Here is a 19,648-nt window from a genome sequence, read left to right on the forward strand (position 1 = left end):
ACGGCGGCCGCCGCGGCCGCCGCGACCGCCGACCTCCTGCCGCGCATGGGCCGCGCCCGCCCGCACGCCGAGAAGAGCCTCGGCACGCCGGATCCCGGCGCCCACTCGTTCGCCCTCATCGTGCACGCGGTAGGGGAAGTGCTCGTCGGATCGACCGACGAGGGGAAGGAACACGAGCATGCCTGAACAGCTCCGCATCGTCGTCGGCAGTGACGACGCCGGGTTCGACTACAAGGAGATCCTGAAGCGCGATCTCGAGCAGCACGGCGGCGTGGCATCCGTCATCGATGTCGGCGTCGACGCCGAGGGCCACACGGCGTACCCGAGGGTCGCCGTCACGGCCGCCGAACTCGTCGCCGCCGGTGAGGCCGACCGGGCGCTGCTCATCTGCGGCACCGGCCTCGGCGTCGCGATCGCCGCGAACAAGGTGCCCGGCATCCGTGCCGCGACCGCGCACGACAGCTTCTCGGTCGAGCGCAGCGTGCTCTCCAACGACGCCCAGGTGCTCACGATGGGCCAGCGCGTGGTGGGCATCGAGCTCGCCCGGCGGCTCGTGCGCGAGTGGGTCGACTACCGCTTCGACCCCGCCTCGGCCTCCGCCGAGAAGGTCGCGGCCATCGGCCAGTACGAGACGACCGGATCCTGCTGATGCCCGCGAGCGTGTCGGTCGGGGTGAGCCTGAAGATGTACTTCGGGCACGCCGACGCGCGCCGCTGGTTCGAGCAGGTCGCCGAGCTTGCGGCGAGGCATCCGGCGGTCGTCGACGGCCGCGTCGAGTGCTTCGTGATCCCGACCTACGTGCAGCTCCTGCCGGCGATCGAGGCCTTCCGCGGCACGTGCGTCGTCATCGGTGCGCAGGATGTCGCGACCGAGGATGCCGGCGCGTACACGGGCGAGGTCTCCGCCGCCGAGCTCGCCGAGGTCGGCGTGCGGCTCGCCGAGGTCGGGCACGCCGAGCGGCGGCGGCTGTTCGGTGAGACCGAGGAGGTCGTGGCCGCCAAGACGGCCGCCGCCCTGCGCAACGGCCTCACTCTCGTGCTCTGCCTCGGGGAAGACGAGCGGGTCGAGGCGACGGATGCCGCGGCCGAGGTCGTGCGGCAGTTGCACGCGGCACTCGACGGCGCCCCCGCCGGGCGCGTCATCGTGGCGTACGAGCCCGTGTGGGCGATCGGGGCCCCCGAGCCCGCCCCCGCTGAGCACATCGCCGTCGTAGCGAGCGCGCTCCGCGACGCCGTCGACGCGCTCGACGACCGCGACGACAGCACGGTGATCTATGGTGGCTCGGCAGGTCCGGGACTGCTTACCCGGCTCGGCGAGGCCGTCGACGGGCTCTTCCTCGGCCGCTTCGCGCACGACCCCGACGCCCTCGCCGACGTGCTCGACGAGGCAGCGGCGCTCGCCGACCGACGAGCTGGGGTCGCCGCGTGATCGGCCTCGGCAGCTACGCCTTCTTCTGGCAGCAGTCGGAGCGGGTTCCCGCTCCGCTCGACCTCATCGGGGCGCTCGAACGCACCCGCGAGCTCGATGTCGACCTGTTCCAGATCTGCGACTACGCTCCGTTGCTCTTGATGTCGTCGGCCGAGCTGGGCGAGGCGGCGCTCGCGGCACGCCGACTCGGCATCCGGATCGAGCTCGGCACCAAGGGTGTCTCGCCCGATCACCTCATGACGTTCCTCCGCCTTGCGGAGCGGTTCGACGCCAACCTCGTGCGGAGCATGGTCTACGCGCCCGGCTTCCGACCAGGCCTCGAGGAGGCGGAGCGCATGCTGCGCGAGGTCATGCCCGCCTACGAGGTCGAAGGTGTCACGCTCGCCCTCGAGACCTACGAGCAGGTGCCGACCGCCGACCTCATCGGGCTCGTCGAACGCGTCGGCAGCCATCGAATCGGCATCTGCCTCGACCCGGCCAACGTCGTCGCGGGCCTCGAGCTGCCGCGCGACGCCGTCGAGCGGTGCGCGCCGCTCACCCGCAACGTGCACGCCAAGGACTTCGCCTTCTCCCGCCAAGAAGGATGGGTCGGCTTCACCTACAGCGGCGCCCCCATGGGGGAGGGGCTGCACGACTACCCGCACCTGCTCGCCACCGTGAATCCCGAGGCGCGCGGCGTGAACGAGATCGTCGAACACTGGCTGCCCTGGCAGGGCGACCCCGAAACCACCGTCCAGGCGGAGATCGCCTGGACCACCACCGCACTCGACTACCTGAGGAGCATCCGATGAGCACCACCACCACCACCACCACTACAGACACCTACAAGATCGCCGTCATCGGCGCCGGCGGCAAAATGGGGATGCGCGTCTCCGACAACCTCGTCAAGACCGAGCACACGGTCTTCTACAGCGAGAACTCGCCCGCCGGCCAGGAGCGCGTCCGCGCCGCCGGCCGCGACCTCACCGAGTCGCCTGAGGCCGTGCGCGATGCCGACATCGTCGTGCTCGCGGTGCCCGACCTCGCCCTCGGCCCCGTCACGGCCGACCTCGTGCCGCAGCTGAAGCCCGGCGCGATCGTGCTCACGCTCGACCCGGCGGCCGCGTACGCGGGCCTGCTCACCACGCGCGACGATGTCATCCAGGCGGTGGCGCACCCGTGTCATCCGTCGATCTTCCTGCAGCGCACGACCCCCGAGGAATATGCCGACACGTTCGGCGGCATCGCGGCGCCGCAAGACGCGATCGCGGCGATCGAGTCGGATGACCCGGCCAAGCGGGCCATCGTCGAGGCGACCGTGCGGGCGATCTACGCTCCTGTCATCGACGTGCACTGGGTCACGGTGAAGCAGCTCGCCCAGCTCGAGCCGACCCTCGTCGAGACGATCGCGTGCATGGTGGGTGCGCTCCTGAAGGAGGCGCTCGACGAGGCCGTGAACACCATGGGCGTGCACGAGGCCGCCGCTCGCTCGATCCTGCTCGGCCACACGCAGGTCGCGCTCGCGAACGGCTTGCGCGGCGACAACCCCTTCAGCGACGCGTGCCTCATCGCGATGGACTACGGGCGCGAGGCGATCATCAAGGACGACTGGAAGCGCGTGTTCCGCGACGACGAGCTCGACAAGAACCTCGCCCGCATGCTCCACCTCGACAAGATCGAACGCTGATCCTCACGTACGGCGAACGCACCCCTCACCACCTGCAAAGGAGCAGCACATGACCCGCCCGACCCGCAGACGCCCGCCGATCAGGCCGTGGATGGTGTGGACCGTCGCCGTGCTCGTGCTCGGTTCCGCCGCGGTGGCCAGCACGAGGTTCGTCACGACGGATGACGCGCAAGCGGCCACGAGCGGGAAGGCGTTCGACCCCGCCGGGTATGCCGCCGAACGGTACGAGTCGGAGATCGCGCCGCAGATCGAGGCCGACGCGATCGACCTCGCCGGCCTGCTCGAGGACCTTGCGGCCGGGGCCGACGAGGCGGAGTTCGGCCACACGCCTGGAGCGGGCAGCTCGTACAGCTTCCCGGTGGAGTTCACCGCCGTCGCGGGAGCCCCGAACGGATCGATCCTGCCCGTCACGGTCGAAGGAATGCCGAGCGGTGTCACCGTGCAGGTCCAGATCGGCCCGGCGATCAACGGAACGGCGATCCGCGACGTCACCGGCACGGTCTCCTTCAACGAGTTCAAGAACCAGCTCGAGTTCCAGGAGGTCGCGACCGAGCTGAACAACAGCGTGCGCGAGACGGCGCTGAGCGATCTCGACCCCGCCTCGCTCGAGGGGAAGACGCTGCACGTCGTCGGCGCGTTCACGAGGGTGAATCCGGCACTCGTGTCGGTCGTCCCGGTCGTGTTCGAGGTGCAGCCGTGAGCGACGCGGCGATCGAACGGGACGCCGTGGTGATGCGCGCACGGCAGATCACGAAGACCTACGGCGCCACGAGGGCGCTCAAGGGCGTGGACTTCGAGATCCGGAGCGGTGCGGTCACGGCGCTCTTCGGAGAGAACGGTGCGGGCAAGTCGACGCTCATGAAGATCCTCTCCGGTGTCGAGACGCCGACGAGCGGCATCCTCGAGCTCGACGGCCGTGAGATCCAGCTGGCCAGCACCGTCGACGCGGCGGAGCACGGCATCGCGATCATCCACCAGGAACTCAGCCTGTGTCCGAACCTGAGCATCCGGGACAACATCTACATGGGCCGTGAACTCGTTCGCGGGGGGATCGTCGTCGACGAACGCACCGAGAACGTGCGAACGCGCGAGCTCATGGCGCGGCTGGAGGAACAGCTCGACCCGCGCACTCTCGTCGCGGACCTCCGCCTCGGCCAGCAGCAGGTCGTCGAGATCGCTCGCGCGCTCGCCGGCGATGCTCGGGTGCTGATCATGGACGAACCGACGTCGGCGCTCTCGGGCAACGAGGTGGAAGTGCTGTTCCGGCTCATCCGCGAGCTGACCGACTCGGGGGTGGCCATCGTCTACATCTCCCATCACCTCGAGGAGGCACTCGAGATCGCCGACCACGCGGTCGTGTTCCGTGACGGCGAGCTCGTGGCGACGGGGGAACGCGACGCGATCGACATCGCCTGGGTGATCTCCAACATGGTGGGACGATCAGCCGACGACCTCAGCCCCGACCTGCGCGACGACTTCGGCGAGATCGCGCTGTCGTTGCGGAACGTGACCGTCGCCGACCCATCCAATCCCACCCGGCTCGCCGTCGACGACCTCAGCCTCGACGTCCGGGCCGGCGAGATCGTCTGCCTCTACGGACTCATGGGCGCCGGCCGCACGGAACTGCTCGAAGCACTCGCTGGCCGGGCGCCGATCCAGCGCGGCACCGTCACCGTCGGCGGGCGGGAGCTGCGCGGCGAATCGATCGCCGACCGCATCCGGATGGGGCTCGCGCTCGTTCCCGAGGACCGGCAGCGGGATGGACTTGTGCAGACCATGTCGGTGGGGGAGAACAGTTCCCTTGCGAGCCTGAGCGCCTACGTACTGGGCTTCTGGATCGGCGACCGCCGCGAGCGGGATGCCGTCGAGAAGGGCATCGCCGACGTTCGCGTCAAGACATCCGGTCCCTCAGCGTCGATCACCTCGCTGTCGGGCGGGAACCAGCAGAAGGTCGTCATCGGAAAGGTGCTCATGACCGAACCCGACGTCATCCTGCTCGACGAACCGTCGAGGGGAATCGACGTGGGAGCGAAGGGCGAGATCTTCGCTCTCATGGCCCGTGAGGCTCGGCGCGGCCTCGCCGTGCTCTTCGCCACGTCGGAGGTGAGCGAGGCGCTCGGCGTCTCGAACCGCGTCGTCGTGATGTCGAAGGGCCGCATCGTCCGCCAGTTCGAGCCGAAGAACGCCACACGCGAAGACCTGATGATCGCCTCCGGAGAGGCGACCGAGGAAGAACTGACGGGGAGCGCACACCGATGAACGCCATGACCACCCAACAGGCCGAACCCACCGCCACGAAGCCGGCGCCCGATCCGAAGCGGCCCTCCCGCAACGTCGACATCTGGTCGCTGCTCATGGAAGGACGCGCCTTCATCGCGCTGATCCTCCTCGTGATCGTCTTCGCGTCGCTGTCGGACTCGTTCCTGACGATGAACAACCTGATCACGATGACCAAGCACGTCGCCTACAACGCGATCCTCGCGATCGGCATGCTGTTCGTCATCCTCAAGGGCGGCATCGACCTGTCGGTCGGCTCGACCGTCGGACTGTCCGGCGTCGTCGCCGGCACCCTGCTGCAGGGCTGGCAGCTGGAGCTCTTCGACATCGTCGCCTTCCCGCAGGTCTGGGTCGTCGTGATCGCCTCGCTCGCCGTCGGAACCCTCGTCGGGGCCGTCAACGGGGTGCTCGTCACGAGGTTCAACGTCGCACCGTTCATCGCCACGCTCGGCATGCTCTACGTGGCCCGCGGCGCCGCCCTGCTGATCTCGAACGGCACCACCTACCCGCGGCTCGCGGGCAGCGAGGAGCTCGGCAACCAGGGATTCCTCCTGATCGGCGGGGGCCGTATTCTCGGGATCCCGACCGCCATCTGGATCATGGTGGTCTTCGCCCTCATCGCCGTCTTCGTGCTGCGCAAGACCCCCTTCGGCCGCTGGGTCTACGCCACCGGCGGGAACGAGCGCGCAGCCGAGCTCTCCGGCGTGCCGGTGAAGAAGGTGAAGATGCGCGTGTACATCATCAGCGGATTCTGCGCGGCCACGACCGGGCTGATCATCTCGTCCGAGCTCACGAGCGCGGCTCCGCAACTCGGCGAGACGTTCGAGCTGAACGCGATCGCCGCCGTGGTCATCGGCGGTGCGGCGCTCACCGGAGGTCGGGGCAACGTGCGAGGCGTGCTGATCGGCGCCTTCGTGATCGGCTTCCTCAGCGACGGTCTCGTGCTCCTCGGAGTGTCGACGTTCTGGCAGATCACGATCAAGGGTGCGGTGATCATCCTCGCCGTGATGCTCGACCAGGCCCAGCAGCGCATCAAGCGCTCCAAGAACGCCGCCCTCGCCGCGGCGGACCGACAGTCTTCGCGTCAGGCGCCGCAAGCGGACAACTGACCGAGAGGGCATCGGCCGTCGGTCGGTGCCCGTTAGTGAAACACCCGATCGAAAGGCAAGACATGCGACGCAGGATCATCGCGGCTGCTGCGGCCACACTCACGGCACTGGCGTTGGCGGGCTGTTCGTCTCCCAGCGGAGCGGATGGCGGTACTGGCGGAGACGGTGAGGCGGGCGGCCTCATCGCGATCATCACGCCATCTCACGACAACCCGTTCTTCAAGGCGGAAGCGGATGCCGCACAGGCCGAGGCCGAGAAGCTGGGATACGAGACATCCGTCGCCTCCCATGACGACGACCCGAACAAGCAGAGCGAGCTCATCGACGCGGCCATCAGCAACGGCGCCAAGGCGATCATTCTCGACAATGCCGGTGCGGATGCCTCGATCGGCCCGGTGCAGAAGGCGGAGGATGCCGGCATCCCCGTCTTCCTGATCGATCGTGAGATCAACGAGACGGGCATCGCGAAGGCGCAGATCGTCGCCAACAACGCGCAGGGCGCCGCAGCGGTCGCTGAGGAGTTCGTCGCTGCACTTCCGAATGGCGGCAAGTACATCGAGCTCACCGGCAAGGAGTCGGACACGAATGCCGGCGTCCGTTCCGAGGCGTTCGCCAGCGTCATCTCCCAGTACCCGAACCTGACCCAGGTCGCGAAGGAGACCGCCAACTGGAGCCAGGACGAGGCATTCAGCAAGGTCGAGACGCTGCTGCAGCGTGATCCCGATGTGCAGGGCATCATCGCGGGCAACGACACGATGGCGCTCGGTGCCGTCGCCGCCGTCGAGGCAGCGGGGCTCACCGGCAAGGTTGTCATCGCCGGCTTCGACGGAAGCCCTGATGCCGTGGCGGCCATCGAGGACGGCAAGCTCCTCGCCACCGGATTGCAGCCGGCCGTGCTGATCTCGCAGCTCGCCGTGCAACAGGCCGACAGCTTCATCACGACCGGCGAGACCGGCGAAGACGAGAAGCAGTCGATCGACTGCATCGTGATCAACGCCGACAACGCGGGTTCCTACACGCTGTTCGCACTCGAGTAGGACTGGCAACTGGAGAAGGCGCTCGCCGGACTGCGGGCGCCTTCTCCATTGGCCCACGTGTGTTTCGCTGGCGCTGGAGCTCTCTCGCGAGCCACAGCTAAGCCAGCTGGTCACGGCATCGGTCTGTAGCTCGCGAAGTAAACGACGAATGGGATGATGACCGCGACGAGGGCAACCACCACGAGGACAAGGAAAATCATGGCCCAGAGAAGCCAGCGTCTGCCTCGACGCGCAAGTATCGCGGAGCCCGCCACGCCAGCGGTCCAAAGCAACGGAATGACCAAAGCAGGGAGGGAATTCGCGATCATGGGCCAGAGTTCGGAATCGCCCCTCCCCATACTCGTATCCCGCATGTTCTTGGCGATCGCCCATACCCAGAAGAGGCACCACATCGCGACAGGAAGAAAGGTCACGCTATAGAGCACCTTCACAATGACCCTCGCCGCTGACTTCGCTTTGCGATCCATCGGTAATGGAGCGCCAGCTTCGGCGGAATCAGGCAACGTCATGCGACCGAGACTAGGCGAGTTCGGTGGTGCCTACCGGCACTGTCAGCGAATGGCCCCTCCGCCCCGGACGCGATCGACCGAGCGTGATGGGCTGACCGATCCGCGCTGATCAGGAGCGCCCTACCGGTGTTCGGTTGACGGCGTCCGAGGCGTCCTCACGACGCCGGTTCGGGATCGTCTGTCCGTGCCCACGCGATCGCGATCAGCCGGCGCAGCACCTCGAGATCGAGGTCCTCGAGCTTCTTCGCGTAGACGCAGCTGACGCCCTCCGTGAAGGTGCCCAGCTTCGGAACCAGCGCTTTGGCCTCCGGTAGGTCGTTCAGTCCGTAGAACGTCAACTGCGCCTTGCGAGGCGAGAACCCGGTCTTGAACCAGTTCCCGCGCGTGCGCGGGTTCGCACGCGAGATATAGCGGAAGCTTCCGTATCCCACCATCGTGGGACCCCACATGACCGGATCCGTGCCCGTGACCTCGCCGAAGATCTCGGCGATCCGAAGCCCTTCCTCACGGCGTCGGGGAGTCGCGGCCGCCTCGAGGAACTGGTGCACGTCGGCATCCGTCGGCACCGTCTTCGGTTCACCCATGGCTCAAGTGTGACACCCGACTGCTGGCACGTCACTCACGAGAACGGGCCGATCCGCACCGCGATCCCAAACGGACGGCTCGGCGTCCTCTCGTCCAGGGGTGCCACCTCGGTGGTCAGTCGTCGGGTGGACGCCGCAGTCGCTTGACGTCGGTTCGCCGTTTCTTCGCTTCCAGGCGCCTTTGCTTGGCACCGCGACTTGGACTCGTCGGTCGTCGCGACGGTGACGGCGGCCGCAGAGCGTCGGCCACGACGGCGGCGAGCCGAGCGAGCGCAGCATTCCTGTTGCGCAATTGCGCGCGGTGCTCGGATGCTGTGATCGTCAGTACTCCGTCGACAAGGCGACTGCTCAGACGCTCGAGCAGTCGCTCCCGCTGGAGCGGAGAGAGGACGGCCGAGCCTGCCACATCCCACACGAGTTCCGCTCGGGAGTCGGCAGTGTTCACACCCTGCCCACCAGGACCGGATGACCGCGAGAACCGCCAAGACAGCTCAGACTCGGGGATCGTGAGTCTTGAGTCGACCCGAAGACCGGGACGGTGGGCAGCGGGCATGCATCCATCATCCTCTTACGCTCGAGATGCGCCCCCAGACGGATCGGCTACCGGAGCCGGGCCCGCAATTCCTCAGCCCGCCGTGGGGAGGCGAACTCCTGATGCTCTCAACTCGAGGGCCGCGAGCTGCCTGATGACCTCAGTGTCGCCGCGGCGCCAGGCGCCGGCGACGTCCGCGTTCACGCGTGCGAGGTCCTGCGGCGACCGGGTGGCGAGTGCCCGGAACGCAAGCAAGTCCATGGATGTCGGGGAATCTGCGAGGCGCTTCGCCGTGGCGCGGCGAGCGATGCCGGTGATCCGAGGACGGATCCAACCGAACAACAAGATCAACACGACCAGACCAACAACCGTCCATCCGGCGAAGGCCGCGAGAGTGTGCACGGTCCGTTGCCAATCGGCGCCGGCGGCAGCGAGCGTCCCGCCCGCGTCGCTGGCGGCGTCGAACGGTGCCCGTATGCTCCCGCCGATCAGCGGTACCGCGGCCAGGCTGTCGCCGATGTCGCTCATCGTCGACGCGAGGCCGGTTCCTGACCGCTTCACATCCCGACCGATCGCATCGAACGCGGCGATCGCATTGTGAAGCGACACGGCCACAACGATTCCGCCGAGAAGCACCACGAGTGCGAAGACATCACCCACGATCTGCATCGTTCGTCGCCCGGGAAAATCTGAATACAGCGTCACCGTCATCCCCTTACTCGCGAACAAGAATGGTCCCACCATGCACCACTCCGAGAGAAGCGATGCCCGATACTGAGCCAGCCGGATCCCGAAGGCGACTACAAGTCCTTCATGTAGAACAGCGAGTTCCCGTAGGCGTTGTCCGGTTCTACTCGAGCGGTTTCGACGAATCCGAGTTTGGCCATCACACGTCGAGATGCGGTGTTCCAATCACGGACTGTGGCCCATAAGCGTCGGTAGCCTGACTCCTTGGCCCAGCTGAGCACTGCCCACGAGGCCTCAGTCGCATATCCCTGACGCCAGACTCTGCGGAGAAACTCGTAGGCCAGTTCTGGCTCGCCATCCTGTCCGTGGACGTTTTGAATCAAGCCGCAGTAGCCGATGACGTCGCCGGAACCTCTTCGCTCTGCCGCCAGAAGTCCCAGGGAGGTATCTGGGTCTCGGCGACGCATCCAGCCCTCGATATCCTCCAGCGTCGGGTGACCATCGGGGGCTATCCGACGATGCGGAGGGACGCGAGGATCGCGCTCCGTCCACAGCTCACGCTGAAGGGCGGCATCGGACACACGCCAACGCCGGAGCAGCAGCCGATCCGTCTCGAGGACGACCTCTCCCTCGGATACTCGCGCGCGGTTCATAGCGATCAGGTCAAGCCGTGACTCGCGTGGGCAGGTATCGCAGGGCGACCACCCCCGACCGGAACTCACGGCGGCCCACGAGCTCGAGCTGGATGCGCTCGCGCAGACCGGCGAGCAACGTCGGCCCGTGTCCGGCAAGGACCGGCTGCACAAGGAACTCGTACTCGTCGATCAGTCCCAGATCTGCCAACGCCAGCGGGAGCGTCACGCCACCCACCCACAGGCCCTCGCCTGACTCCTGCTTGAGCCGCTGAACCGCTGGTCCCAAGTCGCCTCGCACCAGCTCGGCACTCCAAGCGACCCCGCTGAGTGTGCTCGACACGACGTACTTCTTCGCCCGGTCGATGGTCTCGGCGAAGGGGACCTGCAGCTCATCCATCCAGTCAGGCCACGTGCCCGTGGCCGGCTTCCGCCACGCCGACTCCATCATCTCGTAGGTCACCCGGCCGAATAGCAGGGCGTCGGCTCGCTCCATCTCAGCGGTCCAGTAGCGCATCGACTCCTCGTCCGGGGGGAGCCCTGCCTCGTGATGGCAGCAGCCGTCGAGCGTGACGTTGATCGAGTATCGAAGTGGTCTCATCCTTGCTCTCCCTTGATGCGCGCCCCGCGTCACCCGGACCGTACTCAGACGACTGCCGGCGCCATTTCTCATCGGCGCCCCGATCGCACCTACATTAGACCGCAGTCGAGCCGGTAACGCGGCGGGCGCCCGCCCGCGTCGGCCGAGTCCATCTGGCATGGACTCACTCGCTGTCTGGAACGTCTCCGTTCTGGAGTGGCCGCGGTCGCCGCGGCGGGAATTGTCGCGCTGACCAAATGGCTTAGGCGCCGCATCGTGGGGCGCGGATACGCTGATGCGATGCGAGTATCTCGAAAGCCGGCCTGGCAGGCGGTAGGGCTGCTCGCTGCGGTCTGGGCGGTGGCCGTTCTCAGCGGTTGTGCACCTGTCTCCGAAGAACCTGTCCCCGAAGAACCGGCGTCCGTCGAACCGTCGACCGCTCCCACCTGGCCGCCCACCCTACCCACGGATGGCAACGTGGAGGAGTGCATTCAATACAGCATGGCTCTGTTCGGCGTCGAGGATCCTGAACAGCTCACCGAAGTGGACTGCAGGGGGATGGCGACCCTCGATGGCATCGAACAGCTCGCCGCACTTCCGAATCTCACCGAGCTGAAATTCATCGATAACCCGTCCCTCACCGATTTCGCCCCGTTGTCCGAACTGGCCGGCCATCCCACCCTTGCCACCCTCTGGCTGGTGAATAATCCGCACTTGAGCGATCTCACCCCGATTGCAGGGATGACCGGTCTCACTTACCTCGAGGTGACCGACGGCCCTCTCGCCGACCTTCGTCCGCTGATGGAGCTGACCGGGCTCAACAAGCTGACGCTCGCCGGTTTCGGCAACCTCACCGACGTCAGCCCGTTGGCTGGTCTGACCGGCCTCACCGATCTCGGCCTGTCCAGGAATCCTGCTGTCACAGACCTCACGCCGTTGGCTGGGCTTGGTGGCCTCAGCAGGCTCCTTGTAACGGAGAGCCCGGACTTGACCGACGTCACGCCCCTGGCCGACCTGACCGGCCTTATCGAGCTTCACCTGACAACCAACGTGAGCCTGTCCGACCTGACACCCCTGGCCGGACTGACGAATCTCGAGCGGCTCTACCTCGACGGCAACACGTCCCTCACTGATCTCTCCCCGTTGTCCGGACTGACCAACCTCACCGAACTCGATCTGACCGGCTCAGCTGCACAGGACGTCAGCCCGCTAGCCGGATTAGAAGGACTCTTCATCTACCAGTGACCCGGCAGTAAATCCCTTCGACCCGTTTTCGAGCAAGCGCCGACCGTGCCCTGATCCCCTTCGGCGTTTGCCGACTGCGCTTGGTGCTCTCTAGCTCCGACCGCCTCGGTTACCCTCACTCGCTGACGCGGACCCTGTGTCCATCGAAGCTGACGATGTCGCCGACCTGCAGCTGCCGTCCGCGTCGGCGATCAACCTCGCCGTTCACGGCCACATCGCCGTTGATGATGGCCTCTTTCACGTCTCCACCGGAGTCGAGGAGCCCAGCGAACTTCAGGAACTGCCCGAGGCGAATGACCTCACCGCCGATCGGGACGTCGTCGATCGGAGCCGGGTTCGTCATCCCCGAATGTTAGTCGACCAGGTGCCGGCTCCGAAGCCGGTTGCTCAGCGAGACGACTTCGCACTCCGTGCCGGCGGACACGCCGGCGGGATTGATGAACAGGAAACCACCGGCCGGTCGACCTACCAGATGGTGCCGCCACCGACCGAGATGCCGCCCCACGTGAGCGCGATGAAGATTGCGGCGAACACGACGGGCGCGATGCCCTTGCCGCTGCGCGCGAGCCCCTTGAGGAGGGCGATCACGGCGAGGATTGCGGCGACGATCGAGAGGCCGCCGCCGAGGATCAACCCGATGAACAGCGGGATCGGCATGAGCACGAGGCCGGCCAGCGCGAACCAGAACGCGGCCCAGGCAGCCCGGTTGGTGCGGCGTTCGACGGAGGTAGACATGCGCTCATTGTCTCGTGTCCGCAGCCCGCAGCCCGTACGACCCGCCCTGCTCGTCGAGTTGCGGCGACAACGCGATGATCCCCGTGTGGCAACGATCGGACGAGATAGGGCGGCTTGAGGGCGGTCGGTCTGCGGACGACCGCAAGCGGATCCTTCAGTGGTCATCGTCGGAGCGCGGCTGAGGGTCGTGGTGATGACGTGGATCTGCGATGAAGGCTCGCTCGTAGATGTCGTACACAGCCGCCGCCTTCAGATCGTTGTACCGTACGGACCCGGCCGCGTCAGTGGCTGCCGTTTTGGCGTCGTTGTATCGCTGACGGTCAGGCGCGTTCACGCGGAGCCACTCGGTGAACAGCGCATGCCGTTGCGGTTCGACGGCTCCCCGATTCCAGACATGCAGGTTCGTGTTCGGGATCGCGAACGTGAGATGCCGGTGTGGATCGCCGGCCATCTCGTCGCGGAAGATGAGTCGGAAGCCGGCCGCTTCCAATCGAGGCAGGTAGGCGGGCTCCTCTTCGACGTCGGGGACGGTCAGGTCGACGTCGATGACCGGCTTGGCGACGAGCCCGGGAACGGACGTCGAGCCGACATGCCGGATGGCGAGAACCTGATCATCGATCGCGTCGGTGACGACGCGACGCACCATCCGAAAGTCATCCAGCCAGGCGGTGGTGTGTTCCTGGATGACGCCGGGGTCAGTCTGACGGAAAGCGATGCGCTGCCGCTGGCGGGCTGCGTTCGCCCAAGGCGCGAAGGGTCGCCAGAGGGGATGTGTCGTCACCCTTCAACCATCTCCGGAGAAGAACTCGGAGTCGCTCATCCCACGCCGGTGGGGCCGCCGATCGCTGCCGGGCCCGACGGAGTTGAGAATGTCGCGGCGAGACCCGAGTCGCCCGGCCTGACGGCGATGGGGCCCACCACGTCGGCCACGAGCGGGCGAAGCGCCGCCACGTCGGGCGTGGAGATGCTCAGAGTGTCGAGGCGGATCCCCTTGTCGGGCAGGAGCGTTGCCGGCGGGGGTGTGTGCCAGAGGATGCGTGACGGCGCAAGCCCGGCCAGCGGCATCCGACCGTCTGGTGCGACGGTGAGTGCCCACCGGTTGCTCCCGCGACGCAACTCCATCACGTCCGGCTCGTCGGCGAGCGATGGGACGCGCACCACCCAGTGCACCAACCCGGGACCCCCGGCGAGCCGTGCCCGCATCGCCTCGGTGTCGAGCTCGAACCATCGCGCCCGGGCCGGCGCTGGCGCCTCGGGGTCGACGGCGATGACCTCGAGGTAGCAGTCGGGACCGAGAGAGAGGACGCCGTTGTGCGTGCCGAAGATCTCGTGCCTTCCACCGGCGTCCATGGCCACGCCGAGGCGCTCCTCGACCCAACGGGCGCCCTCGGCGAGGTCGGCGGCCGCCACGACAAGATGGTCGAGCTCGCTCACGATCGCCAGCCTAGGCCTCCCACAGCGAGAGCGCCGGGATCGCCCTCAGCGTCAGCCGGTCTCGTCGCAGCTCACGACTCCCGAGGGCGCACCGCGACCGGCTCGGGCAGCAGCTCGACCGACACGTGCTCGCCGAACTCGACGCGCTCCGACACCGGATGCTGCAGGCGCAGCAGTCCGCCGTCGGCCGTCTTCACGAGGGTGCGCCGCACACTGCCGAGAAACGTGCTCTCCTGCACGGTGGCCGACGCACCCGCGGGCGTGAGCCGCACGTTCTCGGGCCGCACGAACACCTCGGCGGGGCCGTCGCCGTGCTCACCGATGATCGGGAGGCGATGGCCCAGCACGAGCGCGACGCCCTGCACGATCTCGGCGGCGAGAACGCTCGACAGCCCGACGAACGCTGCGACGTTCGCGGTCTTCGGCCGGCGATAGAGCTCCTCGGGCGTGCCGATCTGCTCGATGCCGCCCGCGTGCATGACGGCGATCCGGTCGGAGACGGCGAGGGCCTCCTCCTGATCGTGGGTCACGAAGACCGTCGTGATGCCGAGCCGGAGCTGGATCCGCCGGATCTCATCGCGGAGCTGCACGCGAACCTTCGCGTCGAGCGCCGAGAGGGGTTCGTCGAGCAGGAGCACGCGCGGTTCGGTGACGAGGGCGCGCGCGAGGGCCACGCGCTGCTGCTGCCCGCCCGAGAGCTGGTGCGGGTAGCGGTCGGCGAGATGCGAAAGGCCGACGAGTTCGAGGGCGTCGGCTGCACGCTTCGCGGCCTCCGCGCGCGCGAGCTTGCGCATCCGGAGCCCGAAGGCTGTGTTCACCGCGACCGTGAGGTGGGGGAAGAGCGAGTACGACTGGAACACCATGCCGAGGTCGCGCCGGTTCGTGGGCACCCCCGAGACATCCGCGCCGCCGATGCGCACGACCCCGCCGTTCGCCTGCTCGAGCCCGGCGAGCACCCGCAGGGCGGTGGTCTTGCCGCACCCCGACGGTCCCAGCAGCGAGACGAACTCGCCGGGTTCGATCGCGAGGTCGAGGCCGTGCAGCACCCGCGTCGTGCCGTAGTCCTTCACGACGCCCTCGAAGCTCACGGCCGTGCCCGCGCCGCGGGTCGCGAGCAATGAGTTGTCGGATGTCGCGACATCCGCCGCTGCGATGGTGTCGTTGCCGGTCATGATGGGCTCTGCTTTCTGCGTTGGCGACCGCCCGTTCGCCCGGCCCGGCCGATCGCGATGAGCAGCACGAAGGCGAAGGCGAGGGCCGCGAGCGAGAGGATGACGGCGACGTACGGATCCTGCTTGTTCACGACGACGAGCGCCGTCTGCAGGTTCTGGCGGTTGAGGAGCGACGCGATCGTGTACTCGCCGAGCACGACCGCGACCGAGATGAGGGATGCCGCGAGCAGCCCGGGCCGCAGGTTCGGCGCGAGCACCCGCACGAGCACCGTGGGCCATCCGGCGCCGAGCGTGCGCGCCGCCTCGGCGAGCGTGCGGATGTCGGTGGCGTCGATCGACGCCTGGATCGAGCGGTACGCGAACGGCAGCACCGTGATGCCGTACGCGAACGCGAGCGTCCAGACGCCGGTGCCGAGGCTGCGGCCGATCACAAGGTAGATGGGCGCGAGCCCGACGACGAGCACGATCGCGGGGATCGAGATCGGCAGCAGCACGACGAACTCGAACATGCGCCGCAAATGCGGGAACCGCAGGTTCACGAGGATCATCGTGGGCGCGAGCAGGAACAGCACGATCGCCACGGTCACGACCGACAGCGCGAGCGAGTTGCCGAGCCCGATCCAGATCGGCTGGTAGCGCTGGGCGTTCGCGGGGTCGAAGAGTGCCGCCCAGTGCACGAGCGAGTGGCCCTCGCCGTCGCGCAGCGTGAACTCGACCATCGAGACGATCGGAATGGCGAACGTGCCCGCGACGAGGATTCCGATCAGCCAGCGGATGCCGCGACCGGGCGCATACCCGGTGGTCGCCCCGCTGCTCGATCCGCTGGTCGACCCGGCCACACGTGTCGCAGCCGCGCTCATCGTTGCCACCTCGCCGCGCGTCGCTGCACGAGTGAGTAGAGCCACATCACCGCGGCCATCACGAGGATCATGCCGAGCGCGAGGGCTCCAGCGAGGTTCTCGCGGCCGAGCACCGTCTCGCTCGTGAGGGCGGTGCGGATCTGCAGCGGCACGATCTGCGAGCCCTGGCTCGCGAGTGCCGCGGCGGTGGCGTACGACGAGAAGGCGTTCGCGAAGAGGAGCAGGAAGCTCGCGAAGAACGAGGGTGCGAGCACCGGCAGCCCGATCTTCGTCCAGAACCCGAACGGCGTGCCGCCGAGCGTGAGGTTGGCCTCGGCCCACTGCGGCTTCAGGGCGCTCATCGCGGGCATGAACGTGATGATCATGAGCGGCACCTGGAAGTAGATATAGGGGAGGATGAGCCCGGGCAGGCCGTAGATCCAGGCGCCCTCGGCGAAGAGGTCGATGCCGAACGCATCGCGCAGCAGGAGGGTGACGACGCCTTGCAGCCCCATGGTGGCGATGAAGGCGAAGGCGAGCATCACGCCGCCGAACTGGGCGAGCACGCCGCTCGCGGCATCCACGAGGGAGCGCATGCGCCCACCCGCCGGGAGGCCGAGCATCGCGTAGCAGGCGAGTGCGCCGACGACGGCACCGATCACCGCCGTGAGCAGTGACAGCCACGTGGAGTTCCAGAACGTCTGCACGATCACGGGATCGCCGAGGGCGGCGACGTTCTCGAACGTGAGCCGACCGTCATCGTCGATGAAGCCGCTGCCGATCGCGATGAGCGTGGGCAGTGCGAGGAAGAGCAGCAGGTAGACGGCGAACGGTGCCAGGCCGAGGAGGCTCGGAACGGATGACGCGCCGCGCCGGGCCGGGCTGGATGAGCCCGACCCGGCGCGGGTCGCTGCGGGAGCGAGGGTCGTCATGACACGGCGGTCAGTTGACCGCTGCCGCCCACTCGGTGCCGAGGAGCGTGCCGGCGTTCGTGCTCTGCTCCTCCGTCGGCACGACGGTGGTCTCCGGCGTCGCCGGAAGGGCCTCGAAGAGTGCCTCGTCGATCGTGCCGGCCTCGGCCATGGCTTCGGCGCGCACGGGGCGCGCACCGCCGGCGAGCCAGAGGTTCTGCACCTCGTCGCTGTAGAGGAACTCCTGCCAGAGGCGCGCCGCCGCCGGGTGCGGGGCATCCTTGTTGATCGCCTGGTTGTAGTAGCCGGCGTACCCGGTGCCCGGAAGGATGACGACCTTCCAGTTCGGGTTGGCGTCGGCGTGTGCGGCGTTCAGGTAGTCCCAGTCGAAGACGATGGGGGTCTCACCCGACGTCACGGTGGCGGTGGTCACGTCGACCTTCAGCAGGTTGCCCGCGGCATTCAGCTCCGAGAAGAAGTCGATGCCGGGCTGGAAGTCGTCGAGGGTGCCGTCGCTCTGCACCGTCGCGAGTCCGACAGCGGCGAATGCAGCGCCCGCTTGCGTCGGGTCGCCGTTGATCGCGACCGAGCCCTTGTACTCCCCGTTCAGCAGGTCGCCGAGCTCGTTCGGCGCATCGAACTTCGAGGAGTCGTAGCCGATCGACATGTATCCGCCGTAGTCGCCGACGAAGAGGCCTGAGGCCTCCTTGAGCGCGTCGGGGATGTCGTCCCACGTCTGCACCTTGTACGGCGCGAACTGGTCGGTGTTCTCCAGCGCGACCGTCAGCCCGAGGTCGAACACGTCGGGTGCGGTGTCGAGTCCGGCGTTCGTCTCGGCGGCCTGGATCTCCTCGGCGCTCGAGATGTCGGGCGACTGCTCGGTGATCGCGATCTCGGGGTAGCGCTCGGCGAACAGGTCGAGGATCTCGCCGTAGTTCGCCCAGTCGCGCGGCAGGGCGATGACGTTGAGCGCGCCCTCGGCCTTGGCGGCGGTCTCGAGGTCGGCGAAGCTGCCGAAGTCGGTGACGCTCGTGGCGCTCGCGGCGTCGGAGGCGTCGGCGGCCGGGGCGCACGAGCTCAGGGTGAGTGCCGCGACCGCGGCGAGGGCGGAGACCGCGAGGACACGGCGTGAAGAGCTGTCCGGCAGGCGGAGCATGGGCTTCCTCTCTCGGGTGCAGCCGTGGGCGGAGCACGCCGACGGCGTGCGCTGTGGCCGCCGTCGGCCGGGCACGACGCTAGGAGAGCCGGATGAACCGGCGGCCCTGTTCGCGTGAACGAGAGAAGAAGCGCAGCCGATCAGACCGGAGGGCGCGGCCGGGCGTCGCGGCCGAGGTGCGCGATGCCCGCACACCCGTACTGTTCTCTCGTGGGTGATTCAATGCACTTCGACGCGCGAGCCGATGACTACGCGAGGGCGCGGCCCGCCTATCCGGTCGCACTCTGGGACCGTATCCGCGACACCGGCCTCATTCGACGTGGCAATCGCGCACTCGATCTTGGAGCGGGAACGGGGCAGGTGACAGGGCCACTGCTGGCGGCGGGCATGAAGGTCGTGGCCGTCGAGCCCGGCCCCCGCTTGGCGGCCGCTTTGCGAAGCTTGCATCCGGACGCAGAAATAGTTCAAGCTCGCGCGGAAGAGTATGACGCCGAGGAAGCCTCGTTCGACCTTGCCCTGGCGGCTACCTCAATCCACTGGATGGATCTTGACAGCGTTCTTCCGATCGTTCACCGAGCACTCAAGCCGGACGGTCGATTCCTCGTGTGGCGCAACGTGTTCGGCGATCCCGCAGCCGCAAGCACCCGGTTCCGGGAACATGTCCAGCGAATCGTGGACCGGCGCGCCGCTCCTCCCCGGGAAGGCGACCCCGAGGACGTCAGCGCGACCTCAGAGGCGCTCACCCGATCCGGACTCTTCACAGTCGAGGACATTTGCACGTATCGCTGGGACATCACGCTCAATGAAGACCAGATCCGCCGGCTGTTCGGAACCTTCAGTGACTGGTCGGCCGGCGAAGTAGATGAAGCCGCGGCCGCGGCGCGCGAACTCGGGGGAACCATCGTTGAGCACTACACGTCCTGGCTGATCGTTCTGGCACCACTTCGCCACACCGCTCGCCGCGCTGCGAGCAGCGGCGCCCGATAGCCGATCCCATACGGACACGGATGTCGCTCGATCAGACCGGAGGGCGCGGGCGGGCGTCGGTGCGGCGCCGGTCGGCGCGCTTCGGCCGGGGCTTGGGGCCGGTGGCCGCCGGGCGCACCCCGTCGTGG

25 protein-coding genes are annotated in these 19,648 nt (G+C 67.7%); 11 read left to right on the forward strand and 14 right to left on the reverse strand.

All coding sequences use genetic code 11. The features are described 5' to 3' along the window. The 9 genes from ESP51_RS18465 to ESP51_RS18505 form a co-directional block, all read left to right on the forward strand. A partial coding sequence (locus ESP51_RS18465) for a DAK2 domain-containing protein (RefSeq protein ID WP_129522359.1) occupies nt 1-186 on the forward strand: 186 nt, incomplete at its 5' end. After that, nucleotides 179-649, forward strand: a complete 471-nt coding sequence (locus tag ESP51_RS18470; RefSeq protein WP_129522360.1) for a ribose-5-phosphate isomerase — start codon at nt 179-181, stop codon at nt 647-649. The genes ESP51_RS18465 and ESP51_RS18470, both read left to right, overlap by 8 nt. Then, entirely contained in the window at nt 649-1,428 is a 780-nt protein-coding gene (locus ESP51_RS18475; protein ID WP_129522361.1) for a triose-phosphate isomerase family protein, read from the forward strand. Before ESP51_RS18470 ends, ESP51_RS18475 begins: the two co-directional genes overlap by 1 nt. Further along, nucleotides 1,425-2,219, forward strand: a complete 795-nt coding sequence (locus tag ESP51_RS18480) for a sugar phosphate isomerase/epimerase family protein (protein WP_129522362.1) — start codon at nt 1,425-1,427, stop codon at nt 2,217-2,219. The genes ESP51_RS18475 and ESP51_RS18480 overlap by 4 nt, the downstream gene beginning before the upstream one ends. Continuing rightward, a complete protein-coding gene (locus ESP51_RS18485; protein WP_129522363.1) occupies nt 2,216-3,094 on the forward strand; it encodes a phosphogluconate dehydrogenase C-terminal domain-containing protein in 879 nt (292 codons plus the stop codon). Before ESP51_RS18480 ends, ESP51_RS18485 begins: the two co-directional genes overlap by 4 nt. A gap of 49 nt (nt 3,095-3,143) precedes the next feature. Continuing rightward, nucleotides 3,144-3,794, forward strand: a complete 651-nt coding sequence (locus ESP51_RS18490) for a DUF2291 family protein (protein WP_129522364.1) — start codon at nt 3,144-3,146, stop codon at nt 3,792-3,794. Beyond that, a complete protein-coding gene (locus tag ESP51_RS18495; RefSeq protein WP_241843258.1) occupies nt 3,791-5,353 on the forward strand; it encodes a sugar ABC transporter ATP-binding protein in 1,563 nt (520 codons plus the stop codon). The genes ESP51_RS18490 and ESP51_RS18495 overlap by 4 nt, the downstream gene beginning before the upstream one ends. Before the next feature lie 5 nt (nt 5,354-5,358). Further along, on the forward strand, nt 5,359-6,480 hold the full coding sequence (locus ESP51_RS18500; protein WP_129522365.1) for an ABC transporter permease: 1,122 nt from the start codon (nt 5,359-5,361) through the stop codon (nt 6,478-6,480). A gap of 62 nt (nt 6,481-6,542) precedes the next feature. After that, nucleotides 6,543-7,517 (forward strand): D-ribose ABC transporter substrate-binding protein, encoded by a 975-nt coding sequence (locus ESP51_RS18505; protein ID WP_129522366.1) that lies wholly within the window; start codon nt 6,543-6,545, stop codon nt 7,515-7,517. Between the two features lie 110 nt (nt 7,518-7,627). Here the strand turns inward: ESP51_RS18505 and ESP51_RS18510 are convergent, their stop codons facing one another. From ESP51_RS18510 to ESP51_RS18535, 6 genes are all read right to left on the reverse strand, one after another. Beyond that, nucleotides 7,628-8,026, reverse strand: a complete 399-nt coding sequence (locus ESP51_RS18510) for a hypothetical protein (protein WP_129522367.1) — start codon at nt 8,024-8,026, stop codon at nt 7,628-7,630. A gap of 155 nt (nt 8,027-8,181) precedes the next feature. Continuing rightward, nucleotides 8,182-8,610, reverse strand: a complete 429-nt coding sequence (locus ESP51_RS18515) for a DUF1801 domain-containing protein (RefSeq protein WP_129522368.1) — start codon at nt 8,608-8,610, stop codon at nt 8,182-8,184. Between the two features lie 115 nt (nt 8,611-8,725). Further along, the gene (gene arfB, locus ESP51_RS18520) at nt 8,726-9,163 is read right to left on the reverse strand and encodes an alternative ribosome rescue aminoacyl-tRNA hydrolase ArfB (RefSeq protein WP_129522369.1); all 438 of its coding nucleotides are present in this window, start codon (nt 9,161-9,163) and stop codon (nt 8,726-8,728) included. A gap of 72 nt (nt 9,164-9,235) precedes the next feature. Beyond that, nucleotides 9,236-9,853, reverse strand: a complete 618-nt coding sequence (locus ESP51_RS18525) for a hypothetical protein (RefSeq protein WP_164990594.1) — start codon at nt 9,851-9,853, stop codon at nt 9,236-9,238. An 89-nt stretch (nt 9,854-9,942) separates the two neighbouring features. Continuing rightward, on the reverse strand, nt 9,943-10,482 hold the full coding sequence (locus ESP51_RS18530; RefSeq protein WP_129522371.1) for a GNAT family N-acetyltransferase: 540 nt from the start codon (nt 10,480-10,482) through the stop codon (nt 9,943-9,945). 10 nt (nt 10,483-10,492) lie between these two features. Then, nucleotides 10,493-11,062, reverse strand: coding sequence for a dihydrofolate reductase family protein (locus tag ESP51_RS18535; RefSeq protein WP_129522372.1), 570 nt, complete (start codon nt 11,060-11,062; stop codon nt 10,493-10,495). 195 nt (nt 11,063-11,257) lie between these two features. Here ESP51_RS18535 and ESP51_RS18540 point away from each other — a divergent pair, with 195 nt between their 5' ends. Continuing rightward, nucleotides 11,258-12,286, forward strand: coding sequence for a leucine-rich repeat domain-containing protein (locus ESP51_RS18540; RefSeq protein ID WP_129522373.1), 1,029 nt, complete (start codon nt 11,258-11,260; stop codon nt 12,284-12,286). A gap of 115 nt (nt 12,287-12,401) precedes the next feature. Here the strand turns inward: ESP51_RS18540 and ESP51_RS18545 are convergent, their stop codons facing one another. The 8 genes from ESP51_RS18545 to ESP51_RS18580 all read right to left on the reverse strand — a co-directional run bounded on the left by ESP51_RS18545 (nt 12,402) and on the right by ESP51_RS18580 (nt 18,533). Continuing rightward, nucleotides 12,402-12,629, reverse strand: coding sequence for an RNA-binding S4 domain-containing protein (locus ESP51_RS18545; protein WP_129522374.1), 228 nt, complete (start codon nt 12,627-12,629; stop codon nt 12,402-12,404). Between the two features lie 122 nt (nt 12,630-12,751). Then, complete coding sequence (locus ESP51_RS18550) at nt 12,752-13,021, reverse strand: hypothetical protein (protein WP_129522375.1); 270 nt, start codon at nt 13,019-13,021, stop codon at nt 12,752-12,754. A gap of 154 nt (nt 13,022-13,175) precedes the next feature. Beyond that, complete coding sequence (locus ESP51_RS18555) at nt 13,176-13,802, reverse strand: GrpB family protein (RefSeq protein ID WP_277871098.1); 627 nt, start codon at nt 13,800-13,802, stop codon at nt 13,176-13,178. Nucleotides 13,803-13,837: 35 nt separating this feature from the next. Then, complete coding sequence (locus ESP51_RS18560) at nt 13,838-14,455, reverse strand: VOC family protein (RefSeq protein ID WP_129522377.1); 618 nt, start codon at nt 14,453-14,455, stop codon at nt 13,838-13,840. A 71-nt stretch (nt 14,456-14,526) separates the two neighbouring features. After that, on the reverse strand, nt 14,527-15,627 hold the full coding sequence (locus ESP51_RS18565; protein ID WP_129522378.1) for an ABC transporter ATP-binding protein: 1,101 nt from the start codon (nt 15,625-15,627) through the stop codon (nt 14,527-14,529). Beyond that, the gene (locus ESP51_RS18570) at nt 15,624-16,487 is read right to left on the reverse strand and encodes an ABC transporter permease (protein ID WP_129522379.1); all 864 of its coding nucleotides are present in this window, start codon (nt 16,485-16,487) and stop codon (nt 15,624-15,626) included. Before ESP51_RS18570 ends, ESP51_RS18565 begins: the two co-directional genes overlap by 4 nt. Then, entirely contained in the window at nt 16,484-17,398 is a 915-nt protein-coding gene (locus tag ESP51_RS18575) for an ABC transporter permease (RefSeq protein WP_129522380.1), read from the reverse strand. The genes ESP51_RS18570 and ESP51_RS18575 overlap by 4 nt, the downstream gene beginning before the upstream one ends. 10 nt (nt 17,399-17,408) lie before the next feature. Continuing rightward, nucleotides 17,409-18,533 carry an ABC transporter substrate-binding protein gene (locus tag ESP51_RS18580; protein WP_129522381.1) on the reverse strand — a complete coding sequence of 375 codons (1,125 nt, stop codon included), beginning with the start codon at nt 18,531-18,533 and terminating at the stop codon, nt 17,409-17,411. A 222-nt stretch (nt 18,534-18,755) separates the two neighbouring features. Here ESP51_RS18580 and ESP51_RS18585 point away from each other — a divergent pair, with 222 nt between their 5' ends. Continuing rightward, nucleotides 18,756-19,520: a class I SAM-dependent methyltransferase gene (locus ESP51_RS18585; protein ID WP_241843259.1), complete on the forward strand. Its 765-nt coding sequence runs from the start codon at nt 18,756-18,758 to the stop codon at nt 19,518-19,520. Nucleotides 19,521-19,648: the final 128 nt, after the last annotated feature.

It is taken from the genome of Agromyces albus (assembly GCF_004134825.1).
In the GTDB taxonomy this organism is placed as follows: domain Bacteria; phylum Actinomycetota; class Actinomycetes; order Actinomycetales; family Microbacteriaceae; genus Agromyces; species Agromyces albus.